Source organism: Streptomyces sp. NPDC004658 (assembly GCF_040609555.1).
In the GTDB taxonomy this organism is placed as follows: Bacteria; Actinomycetota; Actinomycetes; order Streptomycetales; family Streptomycetaceae; genus Streptomyces.
This window is the reverse complement of the sequence record NZ_JBEXKG010000058.1, coordinates 1-16,272: the sequence shown is the minus strand read 5'-3', so window position 1 is coordinate 16,272 and position 16,272 is coordinate 1. Positions and strand designations below refer to the sequence as shown.

Below are 16,272 nucleotides of genomic sequence, written 5' to 3'. Positions count from 1 at the left end.
GGCTCCACCGCGGGACGCGCGTACCCACCACCGGCCCGCAGGTGCTCAACGGCGCGAACGTGGTCCTGCCCACCGGAACGGTGAAGAACGGCCGCGTGGTCGTGGACGGCAAGCGCATCGCCGGGACCGCACCGGCCGACGCCCAGGTCATCGACGTCACCGGCCACTGGCTCGTCCCCGGCTTCGTGGACCTCCACAACCACGGCGGAGGCGGAGCCTCCTTCTCCGGCACCGCCGAGCAGATCCTCACCGCCGTGCGCACCCACCGCGCCCACGGCACCACCACCCTCGTCGCCTCCACCGTCACCGACGAGATGGACCTGCTGGTCCGGCAGGCCGGCCTGCTGAGCGAGCTGGCCGAGCAGGGCGACATCGCCGGCATCCACTTCGAGGGGCCGTTCATCTCTCCGTGCCGCAAGGGCGCGCACTCCGAGAAGCTGCTGCGCGACCCGGACCCGGCCGAGGTCCGCAAACTGATCGACGCGGCACGCGGCAAGGCCAAGATGGTCACGCTCGCGACCGAGCTGCCGGGCGGCATCGAGTCGGTACGGCTGCTCGCCGAGCACGGCGTGATCGCGGCCATCGGGCACACGGACGCCGGTTACGAGCAGACGGTCGAGGCGATCGACGCGGGCGCCACCGTCGCCACCCACCTGTTCAACGCCATGCCCGCCCTGAACCACCGCGCGCCCGGCCCGATCGCCGCCCTCCTGGAGGACGAGCGGGTGACGGTCGAGCTGATCAACGACGGCGTCCACCTGCACCCGGCCGCGCTGGAGCTGGCGTTCCGTCACGCGGGCGCCGACCGGGTGGCGTTCATCACCGACGCGATGGACGCGGCCGGCATCGGCGACGGACGCTACATGCTCGGCCCCCTGGAGGTGGAGGTCAGCGAGGGCGTGGCCCGGCTCGTGGAGGGCGGTTCGATCGCCGGCTCCACGCTCACCCTGGACCGCGCGTTCCAGCGGGCGGTGACCGTCGACAAGCTGTCGGTGGAGGACGCCGTGACCGCCCTGTCGGCCAACCCGGCCCGCCTGCTCGGCCTCTTCGACCGCGTCGGCTCCCTGGAGCCCGGCAAGGACGCCGACCTCGTCCTGCTGGACGCGGACTTCCGGCTGAAGGGCGTGATGCGGCAGGGCGCATGGGTGGTAGCGCCCCAACTGCCCTGATCCGTACCGCCGTCCAGGGACGGAGGCCGACCCGGGCACTGGGCCGGCCCCCGTCTCTTTGGCATGATCGGGACCCCGGAAACCGAGACAGCCGCACGGACTTCGAGGGAGGTCGGCCCGGGTGATCCTCACGGTCACGCTGAACACCGCTCTCGACATCACCTATCGCGTACGGTCGCTGCGGCCGCACGCCTCCCACCGCGTCTCGGAGGTGGCCGAGCGTCCCGGCGGCAAGGGCGTGAACGTGGCCCGGGTCCTGGCCGCGCTGGGCCACGAGGTGACGGTCACGGGGTTCGCGGGCGGCGGGACCGGCCGGGAGATACGCGACCGGCTGGCCGGCACGCCCGGCCTCACGGACGCGCTGGTGCCCGTCGCCGGGGCGACCCGGCGCACGATAGCCGTGGTCGACGAACTGTCAGGTGACACCACCCAGCTCAACGAGCCCGGCCCGCAGATCGAGCCGGCCGAGTGGGGCGCCTTCCTCGACCGCTACGAGGAACTGCTGGGCGGCGCCTCGGCGGTGGCCCTGTGCGGCAGCCTGCCGCCGGGGGTGCCGGTGGGGGCGTACGCGAACCTGGTCCGCACGGCCCGCTCCGCCGGTGTGCCGGTGCTCCTGGACACGAGCGGCGAGCCCCTGCGCCGCGGGGTGGCGGCCCGCCCCGACATCGTCAAGCCCAACGCCGACGAACTGGCCGAACTCACCGGCTCCCACGACCCGCTGCGCGCCACCCAGGACGCCCGACGCCGCGGCGCCCACGCGGTGGTCGCCTCCCTCGGCCCGGACGGCCTGCTCGCCGTCACCCCCGAGGGCCGCTGGCGCGCGGCACCGCCGGCCCACATCCCGGGCAACCCGACCGGCGCGGGCGACTCCGCGGTGGCGGGCCTGCTGTCCGGCCTGGTGGAGAACCTCCCCTGGCCGGACCGCCTCACCCGCGCGGTCGCGCTGTCGGCGGCGACGGTACGGGCGGCTGCGGCCGGCGAGTTCGACCGGGCGGCGTACGAGGAGCTGCGCGGACAGGTGGCGGTGACCGGGGCGGTCAGCGCGGCCTAGCCCCGGCCGACCTTGCCCTTCTTCAGCCAGAGCTGGTCCAGGAGGACGTCGCACTTGTCGCCGGGCTGGCAGGACAGCGAGATCGTGTTGGAACCCTTGTTCAGCGTCGGGTAGGCGTAGCTCTCGGTCCAGGCCTTCGCGGGGTCGGACAGGTGCGTCCAGTTGGCGAAGTTGAACCCGCTGCCGTACTTCTGGCCATTGACGGTGAGGGTCATCGACTGGTTCTCACCGGGGTTGTTGTACCGCGCGAGGAGGGTGTACGCGCCCTCCTCCGGAATGTTCACGGTCCAGGTCACCGAGGCGCCCACCGTGGTCAGGCCACCCACATACGTGCCGCCGGCCGCCCGCGCGCCCGGCACGTCGGCCGCCTTGGTCGCACCGCCCGCCAGCTGGAGGGCGCTCGCGTCCGTCTTCGGCAGCTCGCCCGGGGTCGCCGAGCTGCTGCCCGACGGGCTCGGGGAGCTGGTCTGGGACTGGGTCGGAGTGGAGCCGGCCTCGTTGCCGGACTTGTCGTCGTCCGTGTTGCCGTTGATCATCGCGATGCCGATGCCGATGACGACCGCGGCGACCACCGCGATGGCGCCGATCAGCAGGCCCTTGGTGTTGGGGCCGCGGCGGCCGGGCGCGGGGGGTGCGGGGCGGTGGGAGGCGGGGGGGCCGCCGGGCAGCGTCTCCGGGGCCTGATAGTGGGCGTTCGGCTGACCGTAGGCGCCCTGCTGGGGGACGCCCTGGCCGTACGGGGCCTGCGGGGCGCCGTAGCTGCGCTCGCCGACCGTACGCACCCTGCTGACCGAGTTCGGGTAGCCGTAACCGCCGGACGGCGGCTGGGCTCCCCGGGCCTGGCCGTCTGCGTACAGGTAGCCGAACGGGTCGTCGTCCTCGGGCGTGCTCGCGCCGTTGTCGCCGGGCGTCATCCCTTGGTACTCCTCAACAGGTGCGGGCGGATGCGGTACGGGTGTGGAATGGCGAGCCTACCCGCTCTCGCTGGTCCAAACGGGTGACCAGGACCGCATCAACTCGCTGACCTGCGCATCATCCAGCGCGCCGGTGCTGTTTGGGACGAGATCGTTTCTCTACGTACATCCGCTCGTCAGCGGACTTCAACACCTCGTCCGCCGTCATCCCGCAGTGAGCCCAGCCGATGCCGAAACTCGCGCCCACCCGGACCGCCCGCCCCTCGGCGCGGATCGGCTGGATGATCTCGTTGCGCAGCCGTACGGCGAGGTCCTGGGCGTCGGCCCGGCCGAGGCCGTCGGCGAGGATGACGAACTCGTCGCCGCCGAGCCGGGCGACCGTGTCGCCGTCCCGGACGCCGTTGCTCAGCCGCCGGGCGACCTCGATGAGGACCGCGTCGCCGGCGTTGTGCCCGAACCGGTCGTTGATCGACTTGAAGCCGTCGAGGTCGCAGAAGAGCACCGCGAGGCCCTTGGTGCCGTCGTCGCGGCCGTCCTCGGGGGCGACGGTGTGCACGTGGTGGTCGTAGGCGTCGAAGCCCTCCGCGCCCGGCGTGAAGTCGAAGCCGTGGCCGGCGGGGGCGTCGAAGGCGGGGTGGCCGTAGGCCGCGTCCAGGGACTCCAGGGCGCCGGCGTGGGCGGGGCGCTGGCAGAGCCGGGCGGACAGGCGCGAGCGCAGTTCGGCGGAGTTGGGCAGGCCGGTCAGCGAGTCGTGGGAGGCGCGGTGGGCGAGCTGGAGTTCGCGCCGCTTGCGCTCCTCTATGTCCTCGACGTGGGTGAGGAGGAAGCGGGGGCCGTCGGCGGCGTCGGCGACGACGCTGTTGCGCAGGGACACCCAGACGTAGGTGCCGTCGCGGCGGCCCAGCCGCAGTTCCGCCCGGCCGCCCTCCGCGGAGGTCCGCAGCAGGGTGCCGACGTCCTCGGGGTGGACGAGGTCGGCGAAGGAGTAGCGGCGCATCGCGGAGGCGGGCCGGCCGAGCAGCCGGCACAGGGCGTCGTTGGTGCGCAGGATGCGGCCGTGCTGGTCGCCGCCCATCTCGGCGATGGCCATGCCGGAGGGGGCGTACTCGAAGGCCTGCCGGAAGGATTCCTCGCTGGCGCGCAGGGCCTGCTGCTCGCGTTCCAGGCGGACCAGGGCGCGCTGCATGTTGGCGCGCAGGCGCGCGTTGCTGATCGCGATGGCGGCCTGGAAGGCGTACATCTGGAGGGCCTCGCGGCCCCAGGCGCCGGGGCGGCGGCCGTTGCGCGGCCGGTCGACGGATATGACGCCGAGGAGTTCGCCGCAGGAGCCGCCCTGCACGCCGGGGGTGTACATGGGCGCGAACAGCCGGTCGGAGGGGTGCCACTCGTCCTCGAAGCGCGGGGCGGGCCCGTCGGTGTACCACTGGGGGACGTCGTCGTCGTCGAGGACCCAGCCCTCGGTGTGCGGTATGAAGACGAGGTCGCCCCAGCGTTCGCCCATGCTCAGCCGCCGGTCCCAGGACTCGCGGGAGCCGGCGCGGCCGGTGATGAGGGCCTCGGCGGCGGGGTTGCCGGAGAAGGCGGCGACCACGAGATCGCCGTCCTGGCGGACCAGGTTGACGGCCGCCATCTCGTAACCGAGGGCGGTGACGGCCCCGTCGGCGACGGTCTGCAGTGTGTCCGCCAGGCTGCGTGCCGTGTTCATGTCGGCCATGACCTGGTGCAGCTGTCGCAGGGACGCAAGACGGACATACGGCTCCGACTCGGTCTCCATGCTCACCCTCCCCCCGAGACCTCGCAGCGAATCAAGGGTTGTGTCTGAACCTCTTCGTGGCTTCCCCGCCACTGAATCACAGCGCGAAGCCCACTCGGTACACAGGGTCAACAATTCCTGCCCCTTGTGACTCAAGTCACAGGAGAACGTGAACAATTGAGTGGAGTTTCTGCGTTTGCCCTGTGCGTTTACTGAACGCACAGCGTGCGCCTGTGCTCACATGATGCACGCATCTGGCCGCTCGCGTACGCCTCGGCCGTCCCCTCGCCTGCGCCCCGGCCGTCGCCGGCATGCGCCGCTGGTCCTAGGACCCGGTTCGGGCGGAGGGCCGATGCGGGCCGCGAGGGCCGGCGACTAGCGTTTCCGGCGTGCTGAAGACTCCCTCCCCCACCACCCCCCTGCCTTCCGGGCATGCTGAGGGGGTGAGCAACGACGAGTTCCGGGCCGCGATGTCCCGGCTGGCCGCGGGCGTGGTCCTGGTGACCGCGCAGGAACCGCCGCTGGACCCGGACGACCCCGAGGCACCGGGCGTGGAGGACGTCGGCATGACCGCCACCGCCTTCATGTCGGTCTCCCTCGACCCGCCGCTGGTCCTGGTCAGCCTGCGCACCGGCGCCCGCATGGACGACCTGCTCGACGAGCAGCCGCTGTGGGCGGTGTCGGTGCTCACCGAGAGCCAGCGGCACATCGCGGGCCGCTTCGCCATGAAGGGCCGCATCAGCGACCGGCTGCTCTTCGAGGACATCCCCTACGTCCGGGGCGAGGCCACCGGCGCCCCGCTGGTCGGCGGCGCGCTGGCCACCCTCGAGTGCCGGACCGAGCAGCGCGTGACCGCCGGGGACCACACCCTGGTCATCGGCCGCGTCCTCACCGCCCGGGTGCCCAGCGCCGAGGGCGGCCCGCTGCTGTACTTCCGGGGGCGGTACCGGCAGTTGGGCTGAGCGCGGAATTCCGTCGCGGGCGGGGGAACCGGCGGCCTACGGTGCGCGGATGACACCACGTCTGGAAGAGATCACCCCGGGGAACTTCGACACCGCCGTCGCCGTCCGTGTCCGCCCCGACCAGGAACACGCCGTCGCACCGGTCGTGCGGTCCCTCGCCGAGGCGTACGTCCACCCCGCCGGCGTCGCCTGGCCCCGCCTGATCGTCGACGACGGCCGCGCGGTCGGCTTCCTGATGGCCTTCTTCGGCATCGACTGGCACGGCGACGGCAGCGTGCACCGCTCCGGGCTGTGGCGGCTGAACATCGCCGCCGGCGAGCAGGGCAGGGGCTACGGCCGCTTCGCCGTCGACGCGGTGGCCGGCGAGATCCGCCGCCGGGGCGGCACGGAGCTGTACGCCAGCTGGCACCCCGGCCCGCACGGTCCCGAGGAGTTCTACCTCCGCCTGGGCTTCGGGAAGAACGGGGAGACGAGCGGGGACCAGACGGTGGGGGTGCTGCACCTGTCCTGAGGCAGGCCCGTTCAGACCTCCTCGACGGCGAGGTCCGCCAGCCGGGCGGGGTCGGTGACGACGTCGATCACCGAGATGCGGTCGGCGACGAAGGTGAAGGCCAGGACCCGCTCCGGGCGTCCGCCGGCGAACACGGCCAGGCCGGTCGCGCCGTCGACCAGCACCGGCCGCGCGACGCGCGCCAGGTGGGCGAAGCCCGCCGCGGCGGCGGCGACCCGGGCCGCACCGCTGTTCACACCGGCCTCGCCGCGGGCCTCGACCTCGGGGTCGAGCACCTCCAGCAGCCCGTCGAAGTCGCCGTCCCGCGCGGCGGCCAGGAAGGCGTCCACCACCTCCCGCTGCCGGGCCAGATCCGCCTCCGGCGCCGCCACGCCCCGCACCCGGCGCCGGGCCCGGCTGGCGAGCTGCCGCGTCGCGGCCGGGCTGCGTCCGAGGATGCCGCCGATCTCCTCGAAGGGCACCCCGAACAGGTCGTGCAGCACGAAGGCGAGCCGCTCGGCCGGGGAGAGGGTGTCCAGGACGACGAGGAGGGCCAGTCCGACCGAGTCGGCGAGCAGGGCGTTGCGCGCGGGGTCCGGCTCGGCGGACGGCGCCGGCTGCCAGGTCTCCAGCGGCTGCTCGCCCCGGGAGCGGCGGGAGCGGAGCATGTCCAGGCAGACCCGGCCGACGACGGTCGTCAGCCAGCCGCCGAGGTTCTCCACCTCGCGGGTGTCGGACCGGCTGAGCCGGAACCAGGCCTCCTGGACGGCGTCCTCGGCCTCGGCGGCGGAGCCGAGCATCCGGTAGGCGACGGCCCGCAGGTGTCCGCGGTGGGCCTCGAAGCGCTCGGCGAGAAAGTCGTTGTCGGTCATGGGTGGCTGCGGCCTCTCCGTGGTCGTCCTCGGTGGTCCCGAGGACTCCTGCACCACCCTGACGACAGCGAGCGGGCGGATGTGACAGGCCGGGGCCCCGGCCCGCCCCGCTCCCTGATCCGGCCTGATCCGAACGAGAGGCCCTAACCCCAGTCCCGGCCCGAACGGCCCCGCTTGGTCTCCGCGCGCTGCTTCTTCTCCCGCAGCCGGCGTTCGTTGATGCCGCGCGGGATGCGGGTCGGCTTGCGGGGCTTGGGCGGCGGCGCGGTGGCCTCCGCGAGGAGCGCGGCGAGGCGTACGGCGGCGGCCTCGCGGTTGCGCCACTGGGAGCGGTGCTCGGAGGCCCGTACGGACACCACCCCGTCGACGAGGCGGCCGGCCAGCCGCCGCAGCGCCCGCTCCTTCCACACCGGGGGGAGCGCCTGCGTGCCCGCGAGGTCGAAGCGCAGCTCGACCTGCGAGTCGCTGGTGTTGACGTGCTGTCCACCGGGCCCGGACGACCTGGAGAAACGCCACATCAGCTCGGCCTCGGGGAGCGAGACGGAGCCACGGATGAGGTACGGCCCGGACATGTCCTCCATGTTCCCGGCCCGGCCCGCCTCACGTCACCTGGATTTCCGGTCCGGACAGAACGGTTCGGTAAAAAAGGTAAAGGGATCCGGAACCACGGGGACCCCCCTCGACGTTGTCCCCGGTGACGGTAGCTTCGTCGGCACAGAGTGCACGGATATGCACGGGTATCTAAGGAAGGGACTCCCAACATGGCTGTAAGCCTGTCCAAGGGTGGCAACGTCTCGCTCACCAAGGAGGCTCCGGGCCTGACCGCCGTCACCGTGGGCCTCGGCTGGGACGTCCGCACCACGACCGGCACGGACTTCGACCTGGACGCCTCCGCCATCGCGGTGAACGGCCAGGGCAAGGTCTACTCGGACGCCCACTTCGTCTTCTTCAACAACAAGCAGACCCCGGACAACTCGATCGTCCACACGGGCGACAACCGCACGGGCGAGGGCGCCGGCGACGACGAGGCGATCAACGTCAACCTGGCCGCGCTCCCGGCCGACATCGACAAGGTCGTCTTCCCCGTCTCCATCTACGACGCCGAGAACCGCGGCCAGAACTTCGGTCAGGTCCGCAACGCCTACATCCGCATCGTCAACCAGGCGGGCGGCGCCGAGATCGCGCGCTACGACCTGTCCGAGGACGCGGCCACCGAGACGGCCATGATCTTCGGCGAGCTGTACCGCAACGGCGCGGAGTGGAAGTTCCGCGCGGTGGGCCAGGGTTACGCCTCGGGCCTGGTGGGCATCGCCCAGGACTTCGGCGTGAACGTCTGACGAACGCAGTCGCGGGAGAGGCCCCCGGCCCGGACCCGGGGGCCCTCTTCAGGGCACCCGCGGGAAGCGGGCCTGGAGCGTCCAGACCGCCGGGTTCTCCGCCAGGTCCTCGTGGAGGTCGACGAGGTCCGCGAGCAGGTCGTGCAGGAAGTCGCGGGCCTCACGGCGGAGTTCGGCGTGGGAGAAGGTCAGCGGGGACTCCTCGGCCGGCATCCAGTCGGCGGCGATGTCGACCCAGCCGAAGCGGCGCTCGAAGAGCATGCGGTCGGTGGACTCGGTGAAGTCCAGCTCCGCCCGCTGCGGCCGGGCGGCGCGGGAGCCCAGCGGGTCCCGGTCCAGCCGTTCCACGATGTCGCACAGCGCCCACGCGAAGTCCAGCACCGGCACCCATCCCCAGGCCGTGGACAGCTCCCGGTCGGACTCGGTGTCGGCGAGATAGACGTCCCCGCAGAACAGGTCGTACCGCAGCGCGTGGACGTCCGCGCGGCGGTAGTCGGTCTGCGGGGGATCCGGGAACCGGGTGGAGAGGGCGTAGCCGATGTCGAGCACGGGGAAGATGGTGTCACGTCGGCCCGACCGGCTCCGCCCGCGGTGGGCCCGCACACCCGGGACCGCCGGTATGTCCAGATCCGTGCGCCTTGTCCCGGCCCTCTCCACGCTCCTCGCCCTCGCCCTCGCGGGCACCGCGTGCGACGGCGGGGTGCGGGGCACCCCGGGCGGCCCTGGCGTACGCGACCCGTACTTCCCGAAGGCCGGCAACGGCGGCTACGACGTCGGGCACTACGCCCTCACCCTGGACTACACCCCGGCCACCCGCCGGCTCACCGGCACGGCCGTGATCACCGCGCGGGCCACCCGGGACCTGTCCGCCTTCGACCTCGACCTCGCCGGGCTGCGCGTCGACGCGGTCACCGTCGAGGGCGAGGCCGCCCGCTGGAGCCGCGCCGGACAGGAACTCACCGTCCGCCCGCGCGACGACCTCACCCGTGGCGAGACGTTCCGCACGACCGTCCGCTACTCGGGCACCCCGCGCACCCTCACCGACCCCGACGGCTCCGAGGAGGGCTGGCTGCCCACCGCCGACGGCGCCCTGGCCCTCGGGGAACCCGTCGGCTCCATGGCCTGGTTCCCCGGCAACCACCACCCCTCCGACAAGGCGACGTACGACATCACGGTCACCGTCCCGAAGGGCCTCCAGGCCGTCTCCAACGGGGAGTTGACGGGTCACATCACGAAGGGCGGCCGTACCGCCTACCACTGGCACACCGGCCGGCCCATGGCGAGCTATGTCGCCACCGTCGCCGTCGGCCGCTACGACATCACCCGCGGCAGCGGCCCGCACGGCCTGCCCCTCGTCACCGCCGTCGACCCCACGCAGGCCGAGGCGAGCGCCAAGGTGCTCGCGAAGATCCCGGAGATCCTGGACTGGGAGGAGCACACCTTCGGGCCGTACCCCTTCTCCTCGGCCGGCGCGATCGTCGACCGCCCGCACGACGCCGGCTACGCCCTGGAGACCCAGAACCGGCCCGTCTTCCCCGCCGACCAGCTGAACACCTCGATCCTCGTGCACGAACTCGCCCACCAGTGGTACGGCGACTCGGTCACCCCCCGGTCCTGGCGGGACATGTGGCTCAACGAGGGCTTCGCGACGTACGCGGAGTGGCTGTACCGGGAGGACCACGGCGGGCCCACCGCCCAGGAGACGTTCACCCGGCTGTACGAGAGCGACGGCGACGACCTCTGGGCCTTCCCGCCCGCGCGGCAGTCGGATGCCGCGCACATCTCCGGCAGCCCGGTCTACGAGCGCGGCGCGATGGTCCTGCACAAGATCCGCCGGAAGGTCGGCGACGACACCTTCCACGCCATCCTCCGGGGCTGGGCCGCCGCCCACCGCCACGGCACCGCGAGCACCGCCGACTTCACCGCCTACGTCGAGAAGCAGGCCCCGGACCAGGACTTCGGCGGGATCTGGAAGGACTGGCTGTACGGCGACGGCAAGCCGGACCACCCGTGAGGACGGGCGGCCCGGCCGCCGCGGCGCCGTACCCCTGCCGCTACCTGACGTTCACGGCCGCCCAGGCCGCCGCCACCGCGTTGTACTCCGCGCTGCCCGAGCCGTACAGGTCGGCCGCGGCCTGCAAGGTGCCGGTACGGGCCCCCGCGTAGTCCGTGGACGAGGTGAAGTACGTGGTCAGGGCCTTGTACCAGATCTGGACCGCCTTGTCCCGGCCGATGCCGGTGACCGTGGAGCCGTCGTACGTCGGGGAGTTGTAGGACACCCCGTTGACCGTCTTCGCGCCGCTGCCCTCGGACAGCAGGTAGAAGAAGTGGTTGGCGACACCGGACGAGTAGTGCACGTCCAGGCGGCCGACGGTGCGCGACCAGTAGTCGGCGGAGGCGCCGTCCTTGCTGGGCTTGTCCATGTAGCGCAGCGGGGTGCCGTCGCCGTTGATGTCGATCTTCTCGCCGATGAGGTAGTCACCGGTGTCGGCGGAGTTGTTCGCGAAGAACTCCACCGAGGTGCCGAAGATGTCGGAGGTGGCCTCGTTCAGGCCGCCCGACTCGCGGCTGTACTTCAGGCCGGCGGTGGCCGCGGTCAGGCCGTGGCTCATCTCGTGCCCGGCGACGTCGAGAGAGGTCAGCGGGTCGGCGTTGTTCGCGCCGTCGCCGTACGTCATGCAGAAGCAGCTGTCGTTCCAGAACGCGTTGACGTAGGCGTTGCCGTAGTGGACGCGGGAGTAGGCCGCCCTGCCGTCGCCCGCGATGCCGTTGCGGTTGAACGCGGACTTGTAGAAGTCCCAGGTGACGGCGGCGCCGTAGGCGGCGTCGACGGCGGCCGTCTGGCGGTTGTTCACCGTGCCGTCGCCCCACAGGTCGTCGGCGTCGTGGAAGAGGGTGCCGGTGCCGGTGGTGCCGCCGTTCAGGTCGTACGTCTTGTGGCCGCCGCGCCCGCCGTCGGTCAGGTCGTAGCCCCCGGAGGCGGCGGCGGTGGTGCCGAGCGGGACGGCGCCGCTGTACTGGCTGGTGCCCGTGCCGGTGTCGACGGCCTCGAAGGAGTACAGCCGCTTGCCGGTGCGCGCGTCCGTGATGACGTGCAGCTCGCTCGGTGTGCCGTCGGGCCGGGCGCCCTTGACGACGGACTCGTAGGCGAGGACCGGCTTGCCGGCCGCGGCCCACACGACCTTGCGGGCGGTGGCGGCGCCGGCCTTCGCGGTGCCGGCGGCCTTGAGGGCGGTGCGCTGCGCGGCGGCCGGGGACACGGCCGCCGTCGTGCTCGGCACGGATATCCGGGCCTTGGTCGCCTTGGTGACGCCCTTCAGCGACCCGTTCTTCGCGGCGTGGACGACCAGATCGCCGCCGAGCACCGGCAGACCGGCGTACGTGCGCTCGTAGCGGGTGTGGACGGTGCCGTCCGCGTCCTCGACCACGTCCCGGACGACCAGCTTCTCCCGTGTGCCGAGCCCGAGTTCGCGGGCCGCCGTACCGGCGTTCCGCTGGGCCGACCTCAGCGCGGCGGCACGGGCCGGGGCGCTGAGCGCGACGGCCTTGGCGCCGGAGGGGTGGGGTGCGGGGGCGGCCGTCGCGGCGCCGTTCTGGAGGGCGAGGACGATCATCGCCGCGGAGCCGACCAGGGCGGCGGCGCGCACGGCGGTGGTGCGGGGAGTACGGGAGGCGCCGGTGTCGTGGGGCTGCTGTCTCACTCGATCTCCTTCTGTCCGGTCTCGTGGGGTGGAGACACAGAGGGGCCACAGGGGATGCACAGAGTTGCGGCGGGCGAGGAGAGAGTGACACCGGAACCCGTCTGTTTGACAGAGCGCCGTCAAGACTTTACGTGTTCGTATCCGAATGCCGTGCTGCGGAATCCGTTATACGGACGCGCGTTCCACCCCAACCCCTGCCTCACACAGCGCACTTGAGGCGTGGGACGTCACACCCGGCGCGCCTCCCCCTCGTCCAGCAGCCGCACGAGGCCGGGCCTCGACGTTGTCGTACCGGAACAGGAGCACCGCGCCGGCGGGGTCCACGACGGCGACCCCGGCCGCTCACGGGGGTGTCCGCAGCACCTTGCGCAGCACGGCACAGGGCCGGCCCAGAGCGCGGTCGGGACGGTGGTCGACGACCTCGTAGCCGAGGGCGGTCCAGAAGGCCAGCCCCTTGGGGTTGTTCTCCAGCACCGCGAGCCGTACGGCCTGCCGCCCGGCGGCGCGGAAGCGCTCCTCCACCAGCGTGGCGACCCGCCGGCCGTACCCCTTGCCGTGCTCACCGGCGTGGACCATGAGCAGCCCGATCCAGGGGTCGGGGTCGGCGGGGTCGGGATGGCGGGCCAGCGTGATCACCACCGCCACCAGCCGCCCCTCGACGCGGGCCAGCAGCACCTCGCTGCCCGCCCCGGCCAGTGCGGCCGCCACCTGCTCGGGCCGTATGTCGTCCGGGTCGGGGAAGTCCCCGCTGAGCGCCTGGAACTCACGGTTCGAGGCGTACAGCGCGGTCAGCTCGGTGAGCAGAGGGGCCGGGATGGCGCCGTGCGACGGCAGGGGTTCGAGGATCACGCGCCGCACCGTACAGTGCCCTCCCGGCTCTTTCACCGGTCTGTGGACGACGTCACCCGAGAGCCCGGGTGGGAGCGGCACGGCCTCCACTGCGGGGAAGGGCGCGCCGCCCGCAGGCGTCACATGACCCGGATCCCCATCGCCGCCGCCAGCACCGGGGCCAGGTCCAGCAGCTGCCCCGTGCTGATCACCGCGCCGGAGAGCCGGTCCAGGCCCCGGGTGATCTCCAGCGGAGCGGCCCCGCGCAGGTCGACGTCCGTCAGGGTCGCCCCGCCGAAGTCGGCCCCCTTCACGGCGCAGTCGGCGAACTCCACCCGCTCCAGACGCGCGCCCGCGAAGTCCGGTTCGACCAGGACGCAGGACTCGAAGACGACGTCCCTGAGACGGGCCTCCCGCAGGTTCAGGTAGTCGATCTTGCCGCCCCGGATCACGACTCGCTCCAGCACGGCGCCGTGCAGCTGCGTGCCGCCCAGGCGGGCGTCGACCAGCTCGACGTCCCTGAGCGTGGCCTCGGCCAGCCCCGTCCCGACCCCGCGCAGCCCGGTCAGCACCGAGTCCAGCACCCGGGCCCGGCCCAACGCGGTCTCGTCCACGGCGCAGCCGGTGAGCGCGCAGTCCATGAACCGGGCGCCCACGCCGTCCTGCCCGGACAGGTCGCGGTCCCGGAAGTCCCGCCCGTCGTAGTCGCCGTCCGGCTCCAACTCCCCCTCGGTCCACGACTCCAGAGGCGGCAGCCGCACCTCCGGCCGCCGCGCCCCCCGCACCTCCGCCCGGCCCGCGGGCCGGCTTCCCGTCGCTCGCCTCACCATGCGCCCATGCTGCACCCCGCCACTGACACCCCGCTCCGAGCCGGGAAGACGGCCGGGATGTCACATGCGGCGGGGCGCCGGCCGTCGTACTCCCGGCCAGTGCACCGACCACAGGGAGACCCATGCACAAGCCCGCGCACCACATCACCGTCATCGGCGGCGGCTTCGCCGGACTCACCGCCGCGATCACCGCCGCCGAGGCCGGCGCCCGGGTCACCGTGTACGAGGCCCACGGCACCCTGGGCGGCCGGGCCCGGACGGCGCAGGGGCCGTACCGGACCAACGAGGGCCCGCACGCGCTCTACGCCGGCGGCCCGCACTGGACCTGGCTCCGGCAGCGGGACCTGATCGGCCCGCTCGCCGCGCTGCCGCCCCTGGAGGCCGCCCGGCTGCGGCTGCGCCACCACGGCGCGCTGCGCCGCACACCACCCTTCGCCCTGCTCAAGCTGCTGCGGCGCCGGGTCGGCCCGGCCCCCGTCGACGCCGACTTCCTCGGCTGGGCCACCGGCATCGCCGGCGAGGAGGGCGCCCGCGCGGCGGCGCACTACGCGGCGGTGGCCCTGTTCCACCACGACCCTGGCGCCCTGTCCGCCGCCTTCGTGCAGGAGCGGCTGCGCCGGGCCGCCAAGCTGCCGCCGGAGGCGCACTACCCGCGCGGCGGCTGGGGCGGGGTCATCGACCGGATGGCCGCGCGGGCCTGGGACATGGGCGTGCGGATCGAGACCGGGGCCCGGGTGGACGAGCTGCCCGAGGACACCCCGGTGGTCGTCGCCACCGGTCTGCCCGCCGCCCGGCGGCTGCTCCGCGACGACTCGCTGGAGTGGCCGAGCGGCCGTACCGTCCTCCTCGACCTCGCCGTGCGCACCCGGCGCGGGGACGCCTTCGCCGTCTCCGACCTGGACGCGCCGGGCTGGATCGAGCGCTTCACCGCCCAGGACCCGTCCCTCGCGCCGGCCGGCGAGCAGCTGATCCAGGGACAGTTCCCGATCGGTCCCGGCCAGGCCCGGGCCGACGGCGTGGCCCGCGCCGAGCAGCTGCTGGACCTGGGGTTCCGGGGATGGCGGGAGCGGGTGACCTGGCGGCGGGAGGCCGTGGCGGACGGCCGCACGGGGGCCGTGGACCTGCCGGGCCGCAGCTGGCGGGACCGGCCCGCCGTGGACCGCGGCGACGGGGTCTACCTCGCGGGCGACCAGGTGGCGGCGCCGGGCGTGCTCGCGGAGGTCTCCTTCAACAGCGCGGTGACGGCGGTGTCCCTCATCCTCGGCCGGCCCGCCCTTGACCTCAAGCGCGCTTGAGGTCGGAGGGTGGGAGCACACCGCGCTCGTCTCCCTGGGGGTCCCATGCACGCCGTCCGCCTGTACGCCTTCGGTCCGGCCGAGAACCTGGCCTACGAGGAAGTCCCGGACCCCGTCCCGGGCCCCGGCCAGGTGCGGATAGCGGTCGCCGCGGCCGGCGTGCACCTGCTCGACGCGGCCCTGCGGGAGGGCCACCAGGGCCCGCTGCCCGAGCCGCCCCGCCTGCCGACCGTGCCCGGCCGGGAGGTCGCGGGTGTCGTGGACGCGCTCGGCGACGGCGTGGACGGCCTGTGGCTCGGCCGCCGGGTGGTGGCCCATCTGGGGTTCGCGCCCGGCGGGTACGCCGAACTCGCCGTCACCGAGGTCGAGCGGGTGCACGACGTCCCGGAGAACCTGGACTTCGCCGCGGCCGTCGCCATGATCGGCACGGGCCGTACCGCGCTGGGCATCGCGCAGTTCGCCGAGCCGGGACCGGACGACGTGGTGGTCGTGCCCGCCGCGGCCGGCGGCATCGGCACGCTGCTCGTGCAGCACGCCACGAACGCCGGGGCGACCGTGATCGGACTCGCGGGCGGCCCCGGGAAGACCGCCCGGGTCCGCGCGAACGGCGCCGACCTCGCCGTCGACTACACCGACCCCGACTGGCCCGCCAAGGTCCGCGCCCACCTGGGCGGCCGGCCCGCCTCCCTCGTCTACGACGGCGTGGGCGGCCAGGTCGCCCGGGAGGCCGTCGCCCTGCTCGGCCCCGGCGGCCGGCACCTGGTGTTCGGCTGGTCCGCCGAGGGCGTCGGCCAGGGCCGGGGGTACCACGTCGAGGGTGTCTCGGAGTCGGTGCTCGGCCCGGCGATGCTGGAGCGGGCCGGCGGTCTGCGCGCGCTGGAACTGCGCGCGCTCGCCGAGGCCGCCCGGGGCCGGCTGCGCCCGGCCGTCACCCGCTTCCCGCTGGCACGGGCCGCCGCCGCGCACCGGGCGCTGGAGGGGCGGGCCACGATCGGCAAGGTCGTGCTCGAACCCTGACGGCGCCCGGGGCGGCACGGGGGTGGCACGGCCCGGAGACTGCGGAGTGCGGC

General features: G+C 73.6%; 15 protein-coding genes and 1 pseudogene. 8 read left to right on the top strand and 8 right to left on the bottom strand.

Going from position 1 to position 16,272, the window contains the following annotated elements; all coding sequences use genetic code 11:
• Positions 1-41 precede the first annotated feature (41 nt).
• Entirely contained in the window at positions 42-1,169 is a 1,128-nt protein-coding gene (nagA, locus tag ABZV94_RS20850; protein WP_356342242.1) for an N-acetylglucosamine-6-phosphate deacetylase, read from the top strand.
• Positions 1,170-1,290: 121 nt separating this feature from the next.
• Entirely contained in the window at positions 1,291-2,220 is a 930-nt protein-coding gene (locus ABZV94_RS20845) for a 1-phosphofructokinase family hexose kinase (protein WP_356342203.1), read from the top strand.
• Here the strand turns inward: ABZV94_RS20845 and ABZV94_RS20840 are convergent.
• Positions 2,217-3,134, bottom strand: coding sequence for a CBM35 domain-containing protein (locus tag ABZV94_RS20840; protein WP_356342201.1), 918 nt, complete (start codon positions 3,132-3,134; stop codon positions 2,217-2,219). The genes ABZV94_RS20845 and ABZV94_RS20840 overlap by 4 nt on opposite strands.
• 118 nt (positions 3,135-3,252) lie before the next feature.
• Positions 3,253-4,908: a diguanylate cyclase CdgB gene (gene cdgB / locus ABZV94_RS20835; protein ID WP_356342199.1), complete on the bottom strand. Its 1,656-nt coding sequence runs from the start codon at positions 4,906-4,908 to the stop codon at positions 3,253-3,255.
• A 368-nt stretch (positions 4,909-5,276) separates the two neighbouring features.
• Here cdgB and ABZV94_RS20830 point away from each other — a divergent pair, with 368 nt between their 5' ends.
• Both ABZV94_RS20830 and ABZV94_RS20825 read left to right on the top strand, forming a co-directional pair.
• Positions 5,277-5,849, top strand: a complete 573-nt coding sequence (locus ABZV94_RS20830) for a flavin reductase family protein (protein ID WP_356342197.1) — start codon at positions 5,277-5,279, stop codon at positions 5,847-5,849.
• A 49-nt stretch (positions 5,850-5,898) separates the two neighbouring features.
• Positions 5,899-6,360, top strand: a complete 462-nt coding sequence (locus tag ABZV94_RS20825) for a GNAT family N-acetyltransferase (protein WP_356342195.1) — start codon at positions 5,899-5,901, stop codon at positions 6,358-6,360.
• Positions 6,361-6,371: 11 nt separating this feature from the next.
• On the opposite strand, the gene ABZV94_RS20820 is transcribed toward ABZV94_RS20825, so the two are convergent.
• Positions 6,372-7,211: a sigma-70 family RNA polymerase sigma factor gene (locus ABZV94_RS20820; protein ID WP_356342193.1), complete on the bottom strand. Its 840-nt coding sequence runs from the start codon at positions 7,209-7,211 to the stop codon at positions 6,372-6,374.
• A gap of 143 nt (positions 7,212-7,354) precedes the next feature.
• Positions 7,355-7,792 carry an alternative ribosome rescue aminoacyl-tRNA hydrolase ArfB gene (gene arfB / locus ABZV94_RS20815; protein WP_356342192.1) on the bottom strand — a complete coding sequence of 146 codons (438 nt, stop codon included), beginning with the start codon at positions 7,790-7,792 and terminating at the stop codon, positions 7,355-7,357.
• A 180-nt stretch (positions 7,793-7,972) separates the two neighbouring features.
• Between arfB and ABZV94_RS20810 the strand changes: the two genes are divergently transcribed.
• Entirely contained in the window at positions 7,973-8,548 is a 576-nt protein-coding gene (locus ABZV94_RS20810) for a TerD family protein (RefSeq protein WP_356342190.1), read from the top strand.
• Positions 8,549-8,596: 48 nt separating this feature from the next.
• On the opposite strand, the gene ABZV94_RS20805 is transcribed toward ABZV94_RS20810, so the two are convergent.
• The gene (locus tag ABZV94_RS20805) at positions 8,597-9,097 is read right to left on the bottom strand and encodes a hypothetical protein (RefSeq protein ID WP_356342188.1); all 501 of its coding nucleotides are present in this window, start codon (positions 9,095-9,097) and stop codon (positions 8,597-8,599) included.
• Between the two features lie 70 nt (positions 9,098-9,167).
• Between ABZV94_RS20805 and ABZV94_RS20800 the strand changes: the two genes are divergently transcribed.
• Positions 9,168-10,562: a M1 family metallopeptidase gene (locus ABZV94_RS20800; RefSeq protein ID WP_356342186.1), complete on the top strand. Its 1,395-nt coding sequence runs from the start codon at positions 9,168-9,170 to the stop codon at positions 10,560-10,562.
• A 40-nt stretch (positions 10,563-10,602) separates the two neighbouring features.
• Here the strand turns inward: ABZV94_RS20800 and ABZV94_RS20795 are convergent, their stop codons facing one another.
• From ABZV94_RS20795 to ABZV94_RS20785, 3 genes and pseudogenes are all read right to left on the bottom strand, one after another.
• The gene (locus tag ABZV94_RS20795; protein ID WP_356342241.1) at positions 10,603-12,162 is read right to left on the bottom strand and encodes a M4 family metallopeptidase; all 1,560 of its coding nucleotides are present in this window, start codon (positions 12,160-12,162) and stop codon (positions 10,603-10,605) included.
• Positions 12,163-12,525: 363 nt separating this feature from the next.
• Positions 12,526-13,098: pseudogene (locus ABZV94_RS20790) on the bottom strand (GNAT family N-acetyltransferase); the annotation flags it as partial.
• 119 nt (positions 13,099-13,217) lie between these two features.
• Positions 13,218-13,907, bottom strand: a complete 690-nt coding sequence (locus tag ABZV94_RS20785) for a pentapeptide repeat-containing protein (protein ID WP_356342184.1) — start codon at positions 13,905-13,907, stop codon at positions 13,218-13,220.
• Positions 13,908-14,029: 122 nt separating this feature from the next.
• Between ABZV94_RS20785 and ABZV94_RS20780 the strand changes: the two genes are divergently transcribed.
• Both ABZV94_RS20780 and ABZV94_RS20775 read left to right on the top strand, forming a co-directional pair.
• Positions 14,030-15,202: an FAD-dependent oxidoreductase gene (locus tag ABZV94_RS20780; protein ID WP_356342182.1), complete on the top strand. Its 1,173-nt coding sequence runs from the start codon at positions 14,030-14,032 to the stop codon at positions 15,200-15,202.
• A 45-nt stretch (positions 15,203-15,247) separates the two neighbouring features.
• Positions 15,248-16,219 (top strand): zinc-binding dehydrogenase, encoded by a 972-nt coding sequence (locus ABZV94_RS20775; RefSeq protein WP_356342180.1) that lies wholly within the window; start codon positions 15,248-15,250, stop codon positions 16,217-16,219.
• The last annotated feature ends 53 nt before the right edge of the window (positions 16,220-16,272 follow it).